Raw genomic sequence first — 17,129 nt, forward strand, 5'->3', positions numbered from 1 at the left:
CCCGTTTCCGTCCCATGATGCGCCACGCATTGCTCCCGCATACTGCGTCACCGGTTCCGGCCAGCGCAGCGTGATGAAGGCAACATTTCGTCCTGTTAACGGAATACGGACACCGGCCGGGGTGCTGGCTAGTGTGGAAGCAGGTCCCAATGCCGGCGCCGCCAGGTCCAGCAGGCTCCCCGTGTCCTCAATGAAAGGCCAAGATCATGCCCTACCCCGTTGAACAGAACGAGAAGTTCGCAGCCTACGCCCACCCGGAACGGCTGGTGTCCACCGGGTGGCTCGCTGCCGCCATCGAAAGCGGCGCCGTCGCCAACGGTGAGCTGGTGGTGGTCGAATCTGATGAGGACGTGCTGCTTTACGAAACCGGGCACATCCCCGGCGCCGTGAAGATCGACTGGCACACCGACCTGAACGACGACGTCACCCGCGACTATGTGGACGGAGCCGCGTTCGCCGAGCTGGCGGCGTCGAAAGGCATCTCCCGTGACAGCACCGTGGTCATCTACGGGGACAAATCCAACTGGTGGGCTGCCTACGCCCTCTGGGTCTTCACGCTTTTTGGCCACCAGGACGTGCGCCTGCTGGACGGCGGCCGGGACAAGTGGATTGCCGAAGGGCGCGAACTCACCAGGGAGAAGCCGGCCCCGGCCAGGGGTGACTACCCCGTCGTCGAGCGCAACGACGCCCCCATCCGTGCCTTCAAGGAGGACGTCCTTGCCCACCTGGGCAAGCCGCTCATCGACGTCCGCTCCCCCGAGGAATACACGGGCCAGCGCACGCACATGCCGGCGTACCCGGAGGAGGGCGCCCTCCGCGGCGGCCACATTCCCACGGCTGCCTCCATCCCCTGGGCGCGCGCCGCCGCAGAGGACGGCACCTACCGCAGCCGTGCGGAACTTGAGGCCCTCTACCTCGGCGAAGCCGGGCTGGCCGAAGGCGACGACGTTGTGGCGTACTGCCGCATCGGTGAGCGTTCCAGCCACACCTGGTTCGCCCTCAAGTACCTCCTGGGCTTCGATTCCGTCCGCAACTACGACGGTTCCTGGACCGAATGGGGCAACGCCGTGCGGGTGCCGATCGCCAAGGGCGCAGAGCGCGGTTCTGTTCCTGTTGCCGTCGGATCCTGACGCGGCCCGTGCCGCAGCAATTGCGTAGACTTGAACCGATGACTACTCAAGCCTTGCCTTCCGCCCTCGCGGCCATCGTGGACGATTTCCAGGCCATGTCCGAACCCGAGCGGCTGCAGCTGCTGCTGGAATTCTCCGAGGGCCTGCCGGAACTTCCGGACCGGCTCAAGGACCACCCTGAGCTGCTGGAGCAGGTGGTGGAGTGCCAGTCGCCGCTCTTCCTCACTATCGAGACGGAGAACGACGGCGGCCCGGCCGGCGCCGTGCGCTTGTTCTTCAAGGCTCCCGCAGAGGCCCCGACAACGCGGGGGTTCGCCGGCGTGCTGCACGAGGGCTTGGACGGGTTGTCCGCGGAAGAGATCCTCTCCGTCCCGGACGACATGCCTGAACTCCTCGGACTCACCCGGGCCATCACGCCCCTCCGCATGCGCGGCATGACCGCCATGCTGGGAAGGATCAAGCGCAAGGTCGCTGCCGCGTCCGGCGTGCGCTCCTAGCCGCAGCCCGGACCAGCATTATGGCCCGCAGGAACGCATCACAGGGAACCCCGGCAACAGCGGCGCTGACCGCGGCCGGGGTTCCGTTCGTGCTGCACCCCTACACGCACGATCCGACCGCCGCCAGCTACGGGGCGGAGGCGGCCGAGGCCCTCGGCATTGATCCCTCACGGGTTTTCAAGACGCTGATGGTTGAGGTGGAGGGCCGGCTGGCCGTGGGCATCGTCCCGGTCAGCGGAACCCTGGACCTCAAGGCGCTGGCCACCGCCCTCGGGGCCAAGAAAGCGGCAATGGCAGATCCGGCGGCAGCCCAACGGCGCACGGGCTACGTACTGGGAGGCATCTCCCCGCTCGGCCAGCGGCAGCCCTCCCCCACCGTCCTGGACTCAAGTGCCCTGGCCCTGGAGACCCTGCTGGTCTCCGGCGGAAAGCGCGGCCTGGACATCGAACTGGCACCGGCTGACCTGGTCCGCCTCACCCAGGCAGTGACAGCACCGATCGGTACGCCGGCCGCCTGACCAGGCTCAGGAACTGGCCGGGGCCAGCGCGCCCGGATTCAGCCTGGGCGCCAGCTGCTGCCGCAGCCACGCCTTGACCAGGCTTTCCCACCGCTCCGGATCGACGTTCCATTCCTTGGTGTGCCGTGCCTGGTGGAAGGGCTCGAAGGTCACCATCTCCGGGTTCCGCTCGGCGAGCAGGGCCGAGGGCCCGTACGGCACGTATTCGTCGTCGACACTGTGCAGCACCAGCGTGGGCGTGCGGAGTTCCACTGCACGGGACACCCAGTCCATCGCCTTCAGGTCCACCGGGGCAGACAATCCCGTGAGGCGCCTCCCCAGGGGATGCCCCAGCATGAGTTGGCCATACCGGCCCACCAGGGAGGGAATCCTGTTCAGCTGTGCATGGTGGGCCAGGACGTTCACCCAGTCGGTGACGGGCGCATCGAGCACCATCGCCCGGATCAGGTGCCGGCAGCGGGAAAGGTCGGCCGCCTGCAGGCAGATGGCGCCGCCCATCGACCAGCCGAACAGCACGATTTCTTCCGCACCGTTGGCCAGTGCGTACTCGATCGCCGCCTCGACGTCACGCCATTCCGTGGAACCCAGGCCGTACCGGCCGTCGTCGGCGGAGGGGGCAAGGCCGTCGTTGCGGTAGGACACCAGGAGGCTGGTCAGCCCCAGCTCCAAAGCGGGGCCTACGGCGCGCAGCGCCTCCTGGCGCGTGGCTCCGCGTCCGTGCACCATGACCGCCCAGGTCCGGGCCGTCCCGCCGGCCCGGACAAGCCACGCCGGGGCCTGCCCCCGGTCAACGTCAATCATGACCTCCTCATACGGCAGTCCGACGGCGGCGGGGTCCGGATGGACAGCTCCGCTCCACCAGCCGCGGCGGGCGGTGGAGAGGTCCCCGGAGTAGACCGCCTCAACGTCCCGCAGGACGGTCCGCTCGGCGGGCGAATAGGAGACGATGCGGCCGATCCGCGCGTGCCCTTTGCCGCCGTCGAAGAAGAACCCGTAAACACCGTCCACCGTGGTGTCGTCCGAGGCGGCGAAGATCGCCTGCTGCCGCTGGCCGTCCCTGATGAGCGCGAGCATCTCCTGGTCTGCTGCCCGCTGCCGTGCCGGTGTGATGACCCGCCGCGCGAAGTACACCGCGAGCGCCGATGACCCCGTGGCCAGGAGCCCTGCCACGCTTCCTCCGCCGATCGCTCCGCCGATTGCCCATTTGGCCCGCAGCGACATCCCCCCGGAATCGGGGCTGGTCTGGACGGGGGCGGGGCGGGTTCGCTGGAAAGATGCCATGAAACTATTCTTACCGGCCCGGGACGGATGCCCGCATCCGCCGCGTGCGGTCATGGCCTCCCGGCACCTTCGGACGGGCGCGGCTGCCACTGCGCAGGCAGCGCTGCAGGACTAGGCTAGGGCCATGAGTGAACCCATCGTCATCCTGACCGAAGAACCCCTGGGGGCGGACGACCGCCTGAACATCGAACGCCTCGTGGACGGCGCGGATACCCGCCTGGTTGTCCTGGTGCCGGCAAACACCGAGCGGCACCTGCTGGTGGACTTCCTCGAGAACCTTTCGCTGCTGGACATCGCCAAGGCCTTCCGGGAGTTGACCTCCCACGCTCCGGATCCCACCCAGGAACGTGCCAAGGCCGCCGAGACCCTGTCCGTGTCCCTTGCGGCCCTGGAAGGACTGGGTTCAGGCGTCACGGGGGAAGTCGTGGACGGCGGCGCTGTCAGTGGCCTGGTCTCGAAAGTACGTGAGACCGGCGCTGCGCAGGCAGTAGTGATTACCCGGCCGCACGCCGTGGCAGACACGTTCCACACGGACTGGGCCAACAAGGCACAGGACCAGCTGGGAGTACCCGTACTGCACCTGTACGCGGGATCGGGATTTATTGGCGACTCGTGAGCGTTGACAAGGCTATGAGCATCTTCGGAAACAGCATCTTCGGACACAAGGCCCCCGACACAGCTCCGGAAGCGGCATCCGCTGTGGGCGGCAAGGGCGCTGAAAAGACCGATGCCCAATGGCGTGAGGAGCTCACGCCCGAGGAATACCATGTGCTCCGCCAGGCGGGGACCGAGCGTCCGTACACCGGTGAATACTGGGACACCCACACAGCCGGCGTCTACCAGTGCCGCGCGTGTGGAACAGAACTTTTCACCAGCAAGGAAAAGTTCGATTCCCACTGCGGATGGCCGTCCTTCTGGGCCCCGCTCGCTGAGGGGAACGTCCGCTACATCCACGACCGCACCTTGGGGATGGACCGGGTGGAGGTCCGCTGCGCATCGTGTGATTCCCATTTGGGCCATGTGTTCGAAGGCGAGGGTTTCGGAACCCCTACGGACCAGCGTTACTGCATCAACTCCATTTCGATCCGGCTGGTCCCGCAGGAGGATGCGCAGGTCAGCGGAACGGAAGCGGAGAACTGATCCCCCAGCTGCGGGCCTCCTCCCGTGGCAGATTGGGCACCTGAGCCTAACGCTTTCTTAGGCTAAGACCCTTTCGGCATTAGCCCTGCTGGTTGCTTGCTACGCTCGGCATGAGGTAGCAAGCAACCAGAAAGGCAGCCGACGATGACCGAAACCCTGACCACCGCCGTCACCGGGATTTCCGCAGAGAACCAGGACTGGAAGCGGCTCAAGGCCGCCGCCACTGCCCTGCAGGCCCTCCAGGTCCAGGACGGCTCCATCCCGGACGCCGCGCACCACTCCGAGGCCGCGTCCCTGGTGAAGGACATCGTCAGCGCCGTCCGCGCCCTGGCCCCCGCCTTCCCGCACGACGCCGCCTACCTGGACGCCGTGTGCGCGGATTTCTCCAGCTGGGCAGGCACCGGGTTTGCCACTCCGGACTTCCTGTCCTCCCTCCTCGCCTTCCAGCCGCAGGAGCAGCGCCGGAACGGCCTCCAGCACCTGGTCGTCTTCCCCATGTACACGCAGAACGGCAGCAGCAGCCGCCTGGTGGAGGCAGTCCTGGTCGAAGTGATCTGGCCGGAGTTCATTGCCGGCCTCGAGGCGGGCGACTACTCGAACAAGCTGTTCGTTCCCATCCGCTTCGTGGACTTCACTGCCGGCTATGACACCAATTCCGCCGTGCTGTTCCCGGAGACCGTCGCCGTCAGCAAGACCCCCACCTTCACCTGGGGGGCCATCTTCGCGGACCGGGAAGCGGCCAGGTTCCGCCGCGTCCTCAAAGCCGCAGCCGAGACCACCTGCCTGGAACTGCCCGAAGGCGCAGCGGAGATGCTCGCCGACCAGGACCTGACCGAGGCCACGTTTGTCATGTGGGACCTGATCCACGACCGGACGCACATGCGTGGGGACCTGCCGTTCGATCCGTTCATGATCAAGCAGCGGATGCCCTTCTTCCTGTACTCACTCGAAGAGCTGCGCTGCGACCTGACGGCGTTCCGCGAATCGGTAAGGATAGAAAAAGACGAGGACGCCGATCCCGAAGCCCGGCGCCACGCCAAACTGGTGCAGTATGCCATCCTCTTTGACCGCATCTTCCGGTTCGCGATCACCGGCAGCCGGGTCCGGAACTACGACGGCCTGGGCGGCCAGCTCCTGTTCGCCTGGCTGCACCAGCAGCGGGTCCTGCACTGGACGGACACCCGGCTCACCATCGACTGGGACGAAGTGGCCAACGCCGTCATCGCCCTCGGCGCGAGCATCGACGAGCTGTACTGGCGCTCCATCGACCGGCCCAAGACTGCCCACTGGCTGGCCGCGTACCAGCTGATTTCCGCGACCGTCACGCCCCACCCGGCGTCCGTCTGGGCGAAGGGCCCGGAGGCCCTGCCGCTGGCCGGTCCGCCCCGCGGCCTCACCGACCAGGTGCTGGACGACGAATTCCCGCTGTCCATGTTCTACGAAGCGCTGGAGAAGAAGATGCGCCCCGTCATCGAGTCCACGGCCGGCATCACCGGAGCCTCTGCCCTGTGACACAACGGCGGCTGAACGTACTGGTCACCGGCGGCAGCGGAGCGTCCGGCATTGCGGTGGCCCGCGCCCTCCGGGAAGCGGGCCACCGCGTCTTCACCGTGGGGTCGGACCAGGCCAGGATCAGTGCCGCGGCCGAACAGGCGGGCGACGGCGTTGCCCCCTTCGTGTGCGACCTCGCACGGATGGAGGAGGTACGCCAGCTGCGGGCCGAGGTCTCCGCTGCTGCCGGGCCGATGGATGCGGTGATCCACCTGGTGGGCGGCTGGCGGGGCGCGCGCGGCATCACGGACCAGACGGACGAGGACTGGGACTTCCTGGAGCGGGGAGCCATCACGACGCTCCGCAACGTCTCGCGCGTTTTTTACGACGACGTCGCCGCCTCCCCCGACGGCCGCTTCGCCATGGTGTCCTCCACCGCCGTCGCCAAGCCCTCGGCGGCGGCGGCCAGCTATGCCGCAGCGAAGGCAGCCGCGGAGGCCTGGACCATGGCCGTGGCGGACGGTTTCCGCCGGGACGCCGGCAAGGTCGACGGCGGCACGGCAGCCGCCGTCGTCCTGGTGGTCAAGGCCCTGGTGGATGAGGGGCTGCGCCGCAGCCACCCGGAGCGTTCATTCCCGGGGGCGACGGACGTCGGGGACCTGGCGCGCGCCGTCGTCGGCCTCTTCCAGGCCCCTGCCGCGGAACTGAACGGCAGCCGGATGCTGCTGGCGCCCTGACCTACCTAGACTGAAAGCGTGAGCAAACCCATGACAACAACTGCTGAAACCGCCGCCGGGATCCGCCTCCACGATCCGAACGTGCGGGGCTTCGCCTCGGACAACTATTCCGGGGTCCACCCGGAAGTCCTCGCGGCGCTGGCTGCCGCGAACGACGGCCACCAGGTCTCCTACGGCGAGGACGACTACACAGCCAGGCTGCAGGAACTGATGGAGGAGCACTTCGGGCCCGGGATTGAGTGCTTTCCGGTCTTCAATGGCACCGGCGCGAACGTCCTCTCGCTGCAGTCGCTGCTCCCCCGCTGGGGGGCGGTGGTCTGTGCCTCAACGGCCCACATCAACATGGACGAAAACGGCGCCCCCGAGCGCGTCGGCGGCATCAAGCTGCTGCACGTTCCGACGCCCGACGGCAAGCTCACGCCCGAGCTCATTGACCGGGAGGCGTGGGGCTGGGGTGACGAGCACCGTGCCCAGCCGCTCGCCGTCTCCATTACCCAGACCACCGAGCTTGGCACCTGCTACACGCCGGAGGAGGTCCGCGCCATCGCCGACCACGTCCATGCCCGGGGCATGAAGCTCCACATGGACGGTGCCAGGCTGGCCAACGCCGCGGCCCACCTCCAGGTTCCGCTGCGCGCCTTCACCCGCGACGCCGGCGTGGACATCCTGTCCTTCGGCGGAACCAAGAACGGCCTGCTCTTCGGTGAAGTGGTGGTGGCCCTGAACCCGGAAGCCGCGCACGGGCTCGTGTACCTGCGCAAGATGAACATGCAGCTGGCGTCCAAGATGCGCTTCATGTCCGCGCAGTTCATCGCGCTCCTGGAGGGTGACCTGTGGCTGCGCTCCGCCGCCCACGCCAACGCCATGGCCGCCCGGCTCCGCGCCGCCGTCGACACCATCGACGGCGTCCAGCCCACCCAGAAGACCGAGTCCAATGGCGTGTTCGCCATCCTCCCCGAAGGCGTGGCTGACAGGCTGCGCACGTCCTTCCGCTTCTACGACTGGAATGAGGCTGCCAGGGAGGTCCGCTGGATGTGTTCCTTTGACACCACCGAGGAAGACGTGGATACCTTTGCTGCCGCCATCCGCCGGGAACTCCGGCAGCGTGAGGGATGACGCTGCGGGCACCAGGGCAGGGGGCGGGCGGCGAGCCTACCCGCCCGGCCCGGCCCGGTTGCGTAACCTGCGAAGGTGAACGCACTTGACCAGGTTCCCCCGGAGTTTCTCCACGCCTTGGGAACCCTCAGGAAAGCCCAGTGCCGCCGGGAGCTCCGCCTGGCGGAGATTCCGGCGCCTGCCCGCCTGGCGCCATTTGCCGTGGCCCTCGGTGCCGAGGTTTATGCTCCCGGCGCCGGCACGGCCGGAACGCCGCTCCACGGCCCGGCTGCCATGGCACTGGCCGCCGCGTCGGGAACGGAAGACGACGGCGGCACGGAACTGGCAACGGGCCGCTTCATCCTCCTGCACGACCCGGACGGGTCGGAGGTCTGGGGCGGGGAGTTCCGCATCGTCACCTATATCCGCGCGGAACTGGAGCCCGAGATGGGCAACGATGAGATGCTCGGAACAGTCGCCTGGACCTGGCTCGTGGAGGCACTGGAAAACCACAAGGCACCGTACCGGGCAGCGGGCGGTACGGCCACGCGCGTCCTCTCCGAAAGCTTCGGCACCCTCTCGGAGCGTCCTGGTTCCATTGATATTGAACTCCGTGCCTCCTGGACGCCAGCCACATCCGATGTCAGGGCCCACCTCGAGGCGTGGTCGGATATGGTCTGCACGTTCGCCGGACTGCCGCCCCTGCCGGACGGCGTCACGCCGCTGACGCACCGGCGGCGGAACTGAGGGCCCTGGCCGGTGGCGCACAAAGGGCGCCCGGGGACGGAAGGCAGCACTTTGCAGGCCCGCACGATGTCCCGCACGCAGGCGCGGACCGGCCGGCCGGTAAACTAAGGGCATCATGACCCCTAACATTCCGGATAACACCACGGCCGGCGTCCCGGCTGCTGATACCGCACCCCACATCACGGTGGAAGGCTTTGACAGCCCCGTCCCCGAAATCGTCGAACTTGCGGCACCACGGGACGGTGTTCCGCTGGTGATCGAAACGCAGTCCGGCCTGGAGCGCTGCGCTGCGGCCATAGCGGCAGGAACGGGGCCGGCTGGGGTTGACGCTGAGCGTGCTTCCGGTTTCCGGTACGGGCAGCGCGCTTTCCTGGTCCAGATCCGGCGTGAAGGCGCCGGTACCTGGCTGATCGACCCCGAGCCCTTTGGGAACCTGGACATCATCAATGACGCCCTGCGCGGCGTCGAGTGGATCCTGCACGCCGCAAGCCAGGACCTGCCCTGCCTCTCCGAACTGGGCATGTGGCCGGACAAACTCTTTGATACCGAACTCGCGGCACGGCTCGCCGGCCTCCCCCGTGTGGGACTCGCGGCCGTCATCGAACAGCTGCTGGGCTTCGGGCTGGCCAAGGAGCATTCGGCCGCCGACTGGTCCACCCGCCCCCTGCCCGAACCCTGGCTGCGGTATGCCGCACTGGACGTTGAGGTCCTGACGGAACTACGGGAGGAGCTGATCGAACTCCTGGAGGCCGACGGCAAGCTGGAGTACGCCGAGCAGGAGTTCGCTGCGATCCTGGCCGCAGGACTGCCGCCGGCCCGCGTCGATCCCTGGCGGAAGACTTCAGGGCTCCACCAGATCCGGGACCGCCGGCAGCTTGCTGCCGTGCGGGAGCTGTGGCTGGAGCGGGACTCCCTGGCGCAGAAGCGGGACGTTGCGCCCGGGAGGCTGATCCCGGACTCTGCCCTGGTGGCCGCAGCCAAGGCGATGCCGTCCACGGTGCCGCAACTGCTGGGGACCAAGGGCTTCCACGGCCGGGCTGCCCAGCGGGAGGCTCCCCGCTGGCTGCGGTGCATCGCTGCAGCCCGGGACCTGGATGAGCTCCCGCCGCTGCACCTGCCCACCAATGCGCCACCCCCGCCGCGCGTGTGGGCCGACCGCGATCCGGCTGCAGCTGCCCGGCTGGCCACCGCCCGGCCGCTGCTGCAGGCGCGGGCCGAGGAGTTGAACCTGCCGCTGGAGAACCTGCTGACCCCTGACTACCTGCGGCGGGTGGCCTGGCGGCCACCGGCGGATGTCAGCGAGGACGCGATTGCCGCGGAACTGCGCGCACTGGGGGCACGGGACTGGCAGGTGGAACTGGCCGCCCCCCTCATCTCCGACGCGTTCCTGCACCCCCAGCCGCTGCCCGCCAAGGAACCCAAAGCGGACGCAGCCCCGGCCGGCCAGTAGCCGCAGCCAACAACTCCCCAAACGCTCTCTCACTCAATGCCGGTCCAACCCAAACGCTCTCTCACTCAATGCCGGTCCAACCCAAACGCTCTCTCACTCGATGCCGGTCCAACCCAAACGCTCTCTCACTCGATGCGTGTCCAACCCCAACGCTCTCTCACTCGATGCGCTTTTTGGCGGCGCTCTCTCGCTGTACTTGAGGATCAAAGTGAGAGAGCGTTTGCCAATACGATGCATTAAGTGAGAGAGCGTCCCCATCAAAACGGGGGCCTTGCGGGCTAAGTTACTCACGAGTAACATCGAAGGTATTGCCGCCAGGCTGGCTGCCGCATCCCGGCATGCATCCGGCGCCTACGTCTCGATGAGGAGTTATACGTGAGCCACCAGGAAAGCGGCGCATCCATGCGCACTGTCCGGGACGTCGTCTTTGTGGACGGCCTCCGCACACCGTTCGGCAGGGCCGGGGAAAAGGGCATCTACGCGGGCACCCGGGCTGATGACTTGATGGTGAAATGCATCCGCGAACTGCTGCGCCGCAACCCCTCGTTGCCGCCGGAACGGATTGATGAGGTGGCGATCGCTGCCACCACCCAGACCGGAGACCAGGGCCTTACCCTGGGCCGGACCGCCGCGCTGCTGGCCGGCCTGCCCAGGACGGTCCCCGGCTTCGCAATCGACCGGATGTGCGCAGGGGCCATGACTGCGGTGACGGCTGTGGCCGGCGGAATCAGTTTCGGAGCCTATGACGTGGCGGTGGCAGGGGGCGTGGAGCATATGGGCAACCACCCCATGGGTTCAGGCGCTGATCCGAATCCGCGTTTCATGTCCGAGCGGCTGGTGGACCCCGCCGCCCTCAATATGGGGAACACCGCAGAGAACCTGCACGACCGCTTCCCGTCCATCACCAAGGAACGCACGGACGCGTATGCCGTAGCCTCCCAGGACAAATATGAGGCCGCCCGCCGCGACGGCCGCATCCAGCCGGACCTGGTTCCGGTGGCAGCCATGAAGCCCGGCCAGGGCTGGACGCTCCATACCGTGGACGAGCCGCCGCGGCCCGGCACCTCCCTGGCTGACCTCGCCGGCCTCCGCACCCCGTTCCGGGCGCACGGGCGGGTCACTGCGGGTAACGCCGCGGGCCTGAACGACGGCGCAACCGCCGCTGTCCTGGCATCGTCCGACGCGGCGGCGGAGCTTGGACTGCCGGTCAGGATGCGCCTGGTCAGCTACGCCTACGCGGGCGTTGAACCGGAAGTCATGGGCATCGGCCCGGTGCCGGCCACCGAGAAGGCCCTGAAGAACGCAGGGCTGGCTATCGGGGACATCGGCCTCTTTGAGATCAACGAAGCTTTTGCCGTCCAGGTACTGAGCTTCCTGGAGCACTTTGGCATTGCCGACGACGACCCCCGGGTCAACCGCTACGGTGGCGCCATCGCGGTGGGCCACCCGCTGGCCTCCTCCGGCGTGCGGCTGATGACCCAGCTGGCCCGGCAGTTCGAGGAGGACCCTTCCGTCCGGTACGGCATCACCACCATGTGTGTTGGCCTTGGCATGGGCGCCACGGTGGTCTGGGAAAACCCCCACCACGCCGACTACAGCGGAGCCCGGCCGGCAAACTCCACCACCCACACCGTTTCCGAAGGAGCCGCATGAGCGCCGAAGATTTCACCCGACTTGCCGACCTGTTCCCCAACGAAACAGTGACGCATTCCTACGTCCAGGACATCGAACTGCCCGCACCGGCCGGGAAGCAAAGCCCGGGCACGTTCGCCCTCATCACCTTGGACAACGGCCTGGACCATTCCAAGCCCACCACTCTGGGGCCCAACACGCTCGTGGAGCTCGGCAAGGTCCTGGAAGGTCTGCGGGAACGCGCTGACCGGGGTGAGATCGTCGGCGTCGGAATAACCGGCAAGCCCTACTACCTGGTGGCGGGCGCCGACCTGTCCGCCGTCAAGAACCTGGACCAGCGCGAGCACGGGCTGTGGATGGCGCAGTTGGGCCACGACGTGTACAGCACGCTGGCCGGCCTGGGCGTCCCCAGCTTCGCGTTCATCAACGGCGCGGCACTGGGCGGAGGGCTGGAGATTGCCCTCCAGTCCACCTACCGCACGGTCTCCACCGGGGCGGGCGCACTTGCGCTGCCGGAGGCCGTCCTGGGCCTGGTCCCGGGCTGGGGCGGCGTGTACATCCTGCCGCGCCTCATCGGCCCGGAAAACGCCGTGAAGGTAATGATTGAAAACCCGCTTAGCAACAACAAGACCCTGACCGGGGCCCAGGCGTTCGGCCTCGGCATCGCGGACGCCCTGTTCGAGCCGGCAGATTTCCTGGAGCAGTCCCTTGCGTGGGCGGCCGGCGTCATTTCCGGCGCCGTGGTTCCGGAAAGGGCAAACGCCGTCGATCCCGCCGATGCGGCGACCGCTGCACAGTGGGATGCTGCCGTCAAGGCCGGCCGGGCCTTCGTTGACGCGAAGACGTCCAATGCGGCGCCGGCGCCGGGGAAGGTCCTGGACATCCTCGAGGCAAACCGCACCATGACCCAGGCGGAATCCGCTGCCCTCGAATGCGAAACCCTCGCCGACCTCATGCAGACCGACGAGTTCCGTGCCACCGTGTACGCGTTCCTGGACCTCGTCCAGAAGCGCTCCAAGCGCCCCGCAGGCGCCCCGGACCGCAAGCTCGCCCGTCCTGTCACGAAGGTGGGCGTTGTTGGCGCGGGCCTGATGGCCAGCCAGCTGGCACTCCTCTTTGCCCGCCAGCTCAAGGTCCCCGTGGTGATGACGGACATCGACCAGGCCCGGGTGGACAAGGGCGTGGGCTATGTCCATGCCGAGGTGGACAAGCTGCTGGACAGGAAGCGCATCAGCCAGGACGCTGCCAACCGGACCAAGGCCCTGGTGACGGGGTCTGTGTCCAAGGACGCTTTCGCTGACGCCGACTTTGTGATCGAAGCCGTCTTCGAAGAGCTGAACGTCAAGAAGCAGGTTTTTGCGGAACTCGAGGCTATCGTCTCACCCGACTGCATCCTGGCCACGAACACCTCGTCACTGTCCGTCACTGCCATGGCGGAGGACCTGCAGCACCCCGGGCGCGTCGTGGGCTTCCACTTCTTCAACCCGGTGGCCGTGATGCCGCTGCTGGAAATCGTCCGCGCCCCCAGGACAGACGACGCCGTGCTCGCAACCGCCTTCGAGCTGGCCAAGGGACTGAGAAAGACGGCTGTGCTGGTCAAGGACGCCGCCGCGTTCGTGGTCAACCGCATCCTGCTCCGGCTGATGGGAGAGGTGACGGCAGCGTTTGACGAGGGCACCCCCGCTGAGGTGGCGGACAACGCCCTGCGGCCCATGGGCCTGCCCATGACGCCCTTCACCCTCGGCGCCATGGTGGGGCTCCCCGTAGCCCAGCACGTCCAGGAGTCGCTGCACGCTGCCTTCGGCGAACGCTTCGCCGTGTCTGCCAACCTGCAGAAGCTCATCGACAACGGCGTGAAGAGCCTGTGGGCAACAGGACCGGACGGTTCGCAGGAAATCCCGGAGTCCACGCTGGCGCTGATGTCCTTCGGCACCTCCCCTTCAACGTCGGAGCAGGTGCTGCGGCGCACGCAGGATGCCCTGGCGGAGGAAATCGGCCTCATGCTCGCCGAGGGTGTGGTTGCCGCTCCCGAGGACATCGACCTCTGCATGATCCTGGGCGCGGGCTGGCCCATGTTCCTGGGCGGCATCACCCCCTACCTCGACAGGGTAGGTGCCTCAGAGCGCGTCAACGGACGGCGCTTCCTGCCGCCGGGAGTGGCATCGCGCCCTGCCTGATTAGCCGTCCAGCCGGCCGCCGTCGAGCGTCACCACGCGGTGCGCCACGGCCCGCGCATAGTCAAGGTCATGCGTGACCAGCACGACGGCGGCGCCCTCCCCTGCCGCGGAACGCACCGCAGCATCCAGCAGGGCAAGGCCGCCGCCGTCCATCGCCACGGTGGGTTCGTCCAGGGCGAGGACTGCCGGTTTGCGGGCAAGCACCGTGGCCAGGGCGAGGAGGCGCTGGCCTGATGCGGGAAGTTCGGCGGGGTGCGCGTCGGACGCCCCCGCAAGGCCGACGGCGGACAGCGCCTCCAGGGCACGGCCGGCGGCCTCGTCGGGGTGGAACAGGCGGTCCAGGCCGAAACGCACTTCGCGGAGGGCGGTCCGCTCGAACAGCTGGTCCCGGGGCTGCTGGAACAGCAGTCCCACGGAACGTGCCGCCTCGCCGGCCGGCTCCCCTGCAATGTCCCTGCCGTTGACCAGCACGCGGCCGGCGGTGGGCCGCAGGAGACCGTTGACATGGCGCAGCAGCGTTGATTTTCCTGCTCCGTTGGGGCCGGTCACCGCCACGATCTCGCCGCGCCGGACGCGCAGGCTGATGCCTTGAAGCACCTGAGCGGAGGCATGGGCTGCAGTGCTTCCGCCCCGGATCCGGCGCCAGGTTGTCCTGCCGTTTGCTGCGTTGCCCCTGGTGCCGTAGCCGAAGCAGACCCCGCGGAGTTCCAGCGCAGGGACACCGGCGCCGCCGCGTGGCAGCAGACGGTCCGCGTGTGCCGCCCCGGCATGGTCCACGGCCGGTGCAGGCGCGCCGCCGGAGGCCCGAATTCCGGGCGGCAGCAGCCCGGAGCCGGCCTGCAGCCCGGCCGGGGTGCCGCTTCCAGTGACGCTGCCGTTCTCCAGGACAACCCAGGTTCCGGCGGCCAGGAGCGGCGCGTCGACCACCTGGCTGAGAACCACGACGGCGGTTCCGAGCCTCACGAGGCCCTGCAGCAGGCGTGCCAGCCCGGCAGTTCCCGCAGTGTCCAGCGACGCAAAGGGCTCATCCATGATCAGCACCCGCGGCCCGGCGATAATGGCGCAGCCGATGGCGAGGCGGCGCATTTGCCCGCCGGAAAGCGAGCCCGGATCCCGTTCCAGGAACTCCGTGAGCCCGAGGAGGGCTGCAGTGTGCTCCGCCGCGGCTTTCATGGCCTGCGGCTCCACTGCCGCGTTTTCCAGCCCGAACGCGAGTTCTTCCGCCACAGTTGCCCGCACCGTGGACAGGACGGCGGCGGGGTCCTGGGGAACGAAGCCAACGTGGCGGCCCCATTCCGCGGGGTTGATCCGCGGGTCGCCGCCAGCGCCGAACTCCAGGCGCGTGCCCGCGAGTTCAAGGAAGCCGCGGAGGGTGCCTCCGGTTCCGGGCGGAAGCCATCCGGACAGCAGCCGGCCCAGGGTGGACTTGCCGCTTCCGGAGGCCCCGAGGACGGCAGTCAAGGTTCCCGGAGCGAGGTCGAGATCAATTCCCTCCAGCACGGGGAGCCCGTCCCCGTGGTAGGTGAAGCTCCGGATGCCGGCTGACAGTACCGGCAGGGATTCCGTTGAGTGCGGCGCGGCGGACATGGCTCAGCTTCCTGCCTGGGTGAGCAGCAGCCGCGCCGCGACCGCGGCTGCTGCGGCGGCCAGCAGGGCGGCCCGGAGCACGCGCTGGCCCCGCGGATCCGGAACGGCCCGGTAGCTGGTCCGGGGCCCGGGATTGCTGAAGCCCCGCGCTTCGAGGGCCGCTGTCCGGGTGCCGGCATCCTCGATCAGGGATAGGACCAAGGGCACTGCCTGGAGCCGGAACGCGGCCGCGCGGTGCAGCAGTCCGCGGCGGACCACCAGTCCGCGGGATTCCTGTGCCTGCCGGATCCGTTCCACGCGGGAGGTGATGGCCGGCAGCAGGGTCAAGGTGGAGGCCAGCACGAACGCGAACCGTCCGTGGAGACCGCGCGAGGACAGCACCGCCACCAGGTCCGGCACGCTGACGCTGAAGGAGAACACCAAAAGGGCAAGGACCACCGCCCCCAGCTGCGCTGCCCTTTCCAGGGCGAAGGCAAGCCCCTCCGCGGTGACGCGTGCCATTCCCCATTGGGCCAGGACTGTCCGCCCCTCGGGGAAGAACAGCCCGTGCATGACCAGCAGCGACAAGCCCAGCGGGAGCAGCACTGCCGCTGCCGCGGGCAGCAGCCTCCGTGCCGTGCCGCTCCGGGCCGAGAGGGCCACGGCAGCACCCATGACGGCGAGGGACAGCGGCAGGCTGGCTGCCGCCGTCGTTATCACTGCCGTGCTGCCGGCGGCTGCCAGGGAGGTCAGCGGGTGGAGGCGCATGGGCAGGGTGGTCAGGAGTCCTGTCCGGGTGTGGTTCCGGCCAGCACGCGGTGCCGGCGGACAAACGGGAACTGCAGGCGCGCACGGCGGGGAAGGGCGTAGGCCAGGACTGCCACCACGGTGAAGACGATCGCCTTGTCCATGGGATCGGAGATGAGCGCCTGCTTGGTAATGGCGGCCAGCAGGGTGTCCCCCATGGACCGGAAGGCGCTGACGATGGCACCGGTGGCCACGCCGGAGGTGCCGCCGAAGACGAAGGCCGCCACCGGCGCGGACACCACTCCCCCAATGATCCCGGTGACGAAGCCTGCAACGGGGGCGAGGTAGAAGCGTCGGAACATGCCGTGGCGCGCGGCGAGTCCCGCCAGGCAGCCGATCAGTGCGGCGCCGGCTGCGAAGGGCAGCACCGTGGGGTTGAAGAAGGACCAGACAATGCTGCTGAGCGCTCCGGTGGCGGCGCCTGCAGCCGGTCCTGCCAGCACGGCGATGAGGACCGTGCCGATCGCATCGAGGTAGAACGGGACCAGGGTGCTGCCCACGAACTGACCGAGCACGATGTTCAGCACCAGGGCGACGGGGATCAGCACCACGGAGGAGGCCGGCAACGCCGGGAGGACGGCGACGATCAGCAGGATGGCACCCGCCAGGAAGCCGGAGAGGGCAATGAGGGCGGACGCGCTGCCGGGCCCGCCGGTGATGTCAGCCGGCTGGTTGAGCACAAGGTAGATGTAGGTGGCGGCGATGGCCACCGCGCCAAGGATTTCCAGCAGGCGGCGTTTGCGGGCGGCGGCCGGTGCCGGGGCGGGCATCGTCAGGGAGGGCGACATGGAGTTCCTTCAGGGTGCGCGTGGAGGCCCGGGAGTCCGGGCCGGTGGAACGCTGCGTATGTCACCTCGGCAG

16 protein-coding genes are annotated in these 17,129 nt (G+C 68.3%); 12 read left to right on the forward strand and 4 right to left on the reverse strand.

Annotated elements, in window-relative coordinates:
- The first annotated feature begins 206 nt into the window (after nucleotides 1–206).
- Genes HTS88_RS13770 through ybaK form a run of 3 tightly spaced genes read left to right on the forward strand, consistent with a single transcriptional unit; the run spans nucleotide 207 to nucleotide 2,145 of the window.
- Complete coding sequence (locus HTS88_RS13770; RefSeq protein WP_174179279.1) at nucleotides 207–1,130, forward strand: sulfurtransferase; 924 nt, start codon at nucleotides 207–209, stop codon at nucleotides 1,128–1,130.
- Between the two features lie 38 nt (nucleotides 1,131–1,168).
- Nucleotides 1,169–1,627, forward strand: a complete 459-nt coding sequence (locus HTS88_RS13775) for a SufE family protein (RefSeq protein ID WP_174179281.1) — start codon at nucleotides 1,169–1,171, stop codon at nucleotides 1,625–1,627.
- Nucleotides 1,628–1,647: 20 nt separating this feature from the next.
- Nucleotides 1,648–2,145, forward strand: a complete 498-nt coding sequence (gene ybaK / locus HTS88_RS13780; RefSeq protein WP_174179283.1) for a Cys-tRNA(Pro) deacylase — start codon at nucleotides 1,648–1,650, stop codon at nucleotides 2,143–2,145.
- 6 nt (nucleotides 2,146–2,151) lie between these two features.
- Here ybaK and HTS88_RS13785 read toward each other — a convergent pair whose 3' ends face one another.
- Nucleotides 2,152–3,426 carry an alpha/beta hydrolase family protein gene (locus HTS88_RS13785; RefSeq protein ID WP_174179285.1) on the reverse strand — a complete coding sequence of 425 codons (1,275 nt, stop codon included), beginning with the start codon at nucleotides 3,424–3,426 and terminating at the stop codon, nucleotides 2,152–2,154.
- A gap of 124 nt (nucleotides 3,427–3,550) precedes the next feature.
- Here HTS88_RS13785 and HTS88_RS13790 point away from each other — a divergent pair, with 124 nt between their 5' ends.
- From HTS88_RS13790 to HTS88_RS13830, 9 genes are all read left to right on the forward strand, one after another.
- Nucleotides 3,551–4,042: a hypothetical protein gene (locus tag HTS88_RS13790; protein WP_174179287.1), complete on the forward strand. Its 492-nt coding sequence runs from the start codon at nucleotides 3,551–3,553 to the stop codon at nucleotides 4,040–4,042.
- A gap of 14 nt (nucleotides 4,043–4,056) precedes the next feature.
- Entirely contained in the window at nucleotides 4,057–4,566 is a 510-nt protein-coding gene (msrB, locus tag HTS88_RS13795; RefSeq protein ID WP_174179289.1) for a peptide-methionine (R)-S-oxide reductase MsrB, read from the forward strand.
- Between the two features lie 144 nt (nucleotides 4,567–4,710).
- Nucleotides 4,711–6,078: a DUF6421 family protein gene (locus tag HTS88_RS13800; protein ID WP_174179291.1), complete on the forward strand. Its 1,368-nt coding sequence runs from the start codon at nucleotides 4,711–4,713 to the stop codon at nucleotides 6,076–6,078.
- On the forward strand, nucleotides 6,075–6,794 hold the full coding sequence (locus HTS88_RS13805; RefSeq protein ID WP_174179293.1) for an SDR family oxidoreductase: 720 nt from the start codon (nucleotides 6,075–6,077) through the stop codon (nucleotides 6,792–6,794). The genes HTS88_RS13800 and HTS88_RS13805 overlap by 4 nt, the downstream gene beginning before the upstream one ends.
- Before the next feature lie 30 nt (nucleotides 6,795–6,824).
- Nucleotides 6,825–7,910, forward strand: coding sequence for a threonine aldolase family protein (locus tag HTS88_RS13810; RefSeq protein ID WP_174179334.1), 1,086 nt, complete (start codon nucleotides 6,825–6,827; stop codon nucleotides 7,908–7,910).
- A 75-nt stretch (nucleotides 7,911–7,985) separates the two neighbouring features.
- Nucleotides 7,986–8,636: a DUF3000 domain-containing protein gene (locus HTS88_RS13815; protein WP_174179295.1), complete on the forward strand. Its 651-nt coding sequence runs from the start codon at nucleotides 7,986–7,988 to the stop codon at nucleotides 8,634–8,636.
- 115 nt (nucleotides 8,637–8,751) lie between these two features.
- Complete coding sequence (locus HTS88_RS13820) at nucleotides 8,752–10,086, forward strand: HRDC domain-containing protein (protein ID WP_174179297.1); 1,335 nt, start codon at nucleotides 8,752–8,754, stop codon at nucleotides 10,084–10,086.
- 375 nt (nucleotides 10,087–10,461) lie between these two features.
- A complete protein-coding gene (locus tag HTS88_RS13825; RefSeq protein WP_343044970.1) occupies nucleotides 10,462–11,739 on the forward strand; it encodes a thiolase family protein in 1,278 nt (425 codons plus the stop codon).
- Nucleotides 11,736–13,895: a 3-hydroxyacyl-CoA dehydrogenase NAD-binding domain-containing protein gene (locus HTS88_RS13830; RefSeq protein WP_174179299.1), complete on the forward strand. Its 2,160-nt coding sequence runs from the start codon at nucleotides 11,736–11,738 to the stop codon at nucleotides 13,893–13,895. Before HTS88_RS13825 ends, HTS88_RS13830 begins: the two co-directional genes overlap by 4 nt.
- On the opposite strand, the gene HTS88_RS13835 is transcribed toward HTS88_RS13830, so the two are convergent.
- From HTS88_RS13835 to HTS88_RS13845, 3 genes are read right to left on the reverse strand one after another with little or no spacing between them, the layout of a single operon-like run.
- Complete coding sequence (locus HTS88_RS13835) at nucleotides 13,896–15,482, reverse strand: ABC transporter ATP-binding protein (protein WP_174179301.1); 1,587 nt, start codon at nucleotides 15,480–15,482, stop codon at nucleotides 13,896–13,898.
- A 3-nt stretch (nucleotides 15,483–15,485) separates the two neighbouring features.
- Nucleotides 15,486–16,229 carry an energy-coupling factor transporter transmembrane component T gene (locus HTS88_RS13840; RefSeq protein WP_174179303.1) on the reverse strand — a complete coding sequence of 248 codons (744 nt, stop codon included), beginning with the start codon at nucleotides 16,227–16,229 and terminating at the stop codon, nucleotides 15,486–15,488.
- An 11-nt stretch (nucleotides 16,230–16,240) separates the two neighbouring features.
- Nucleotides 16,241–17,056, reverse strand: coding sequence for an ECF transporter S component (locus tag HTS88_RS13845; RefSeq protein WP_174179305.1), 816 nt, complete (start codon nucleotides 17,054–17,056; stop codon nucleotides 16,241–16,243).
- Between the last annotated feature and the right edge of the window lie 73 nt (nucleotides 17,057–17,129).

The organism is Pseudarthrobacter oxydans (assembly GCF_013314975.1).
In the GTDB taxonomy this organism is placed as follows: domain Bacteria; phylum Actinomycetota; class Actinomycetes; order Actinomycetales; family Micrococcaceae; genus Arthrobacter; species Arthrobacter oxydans.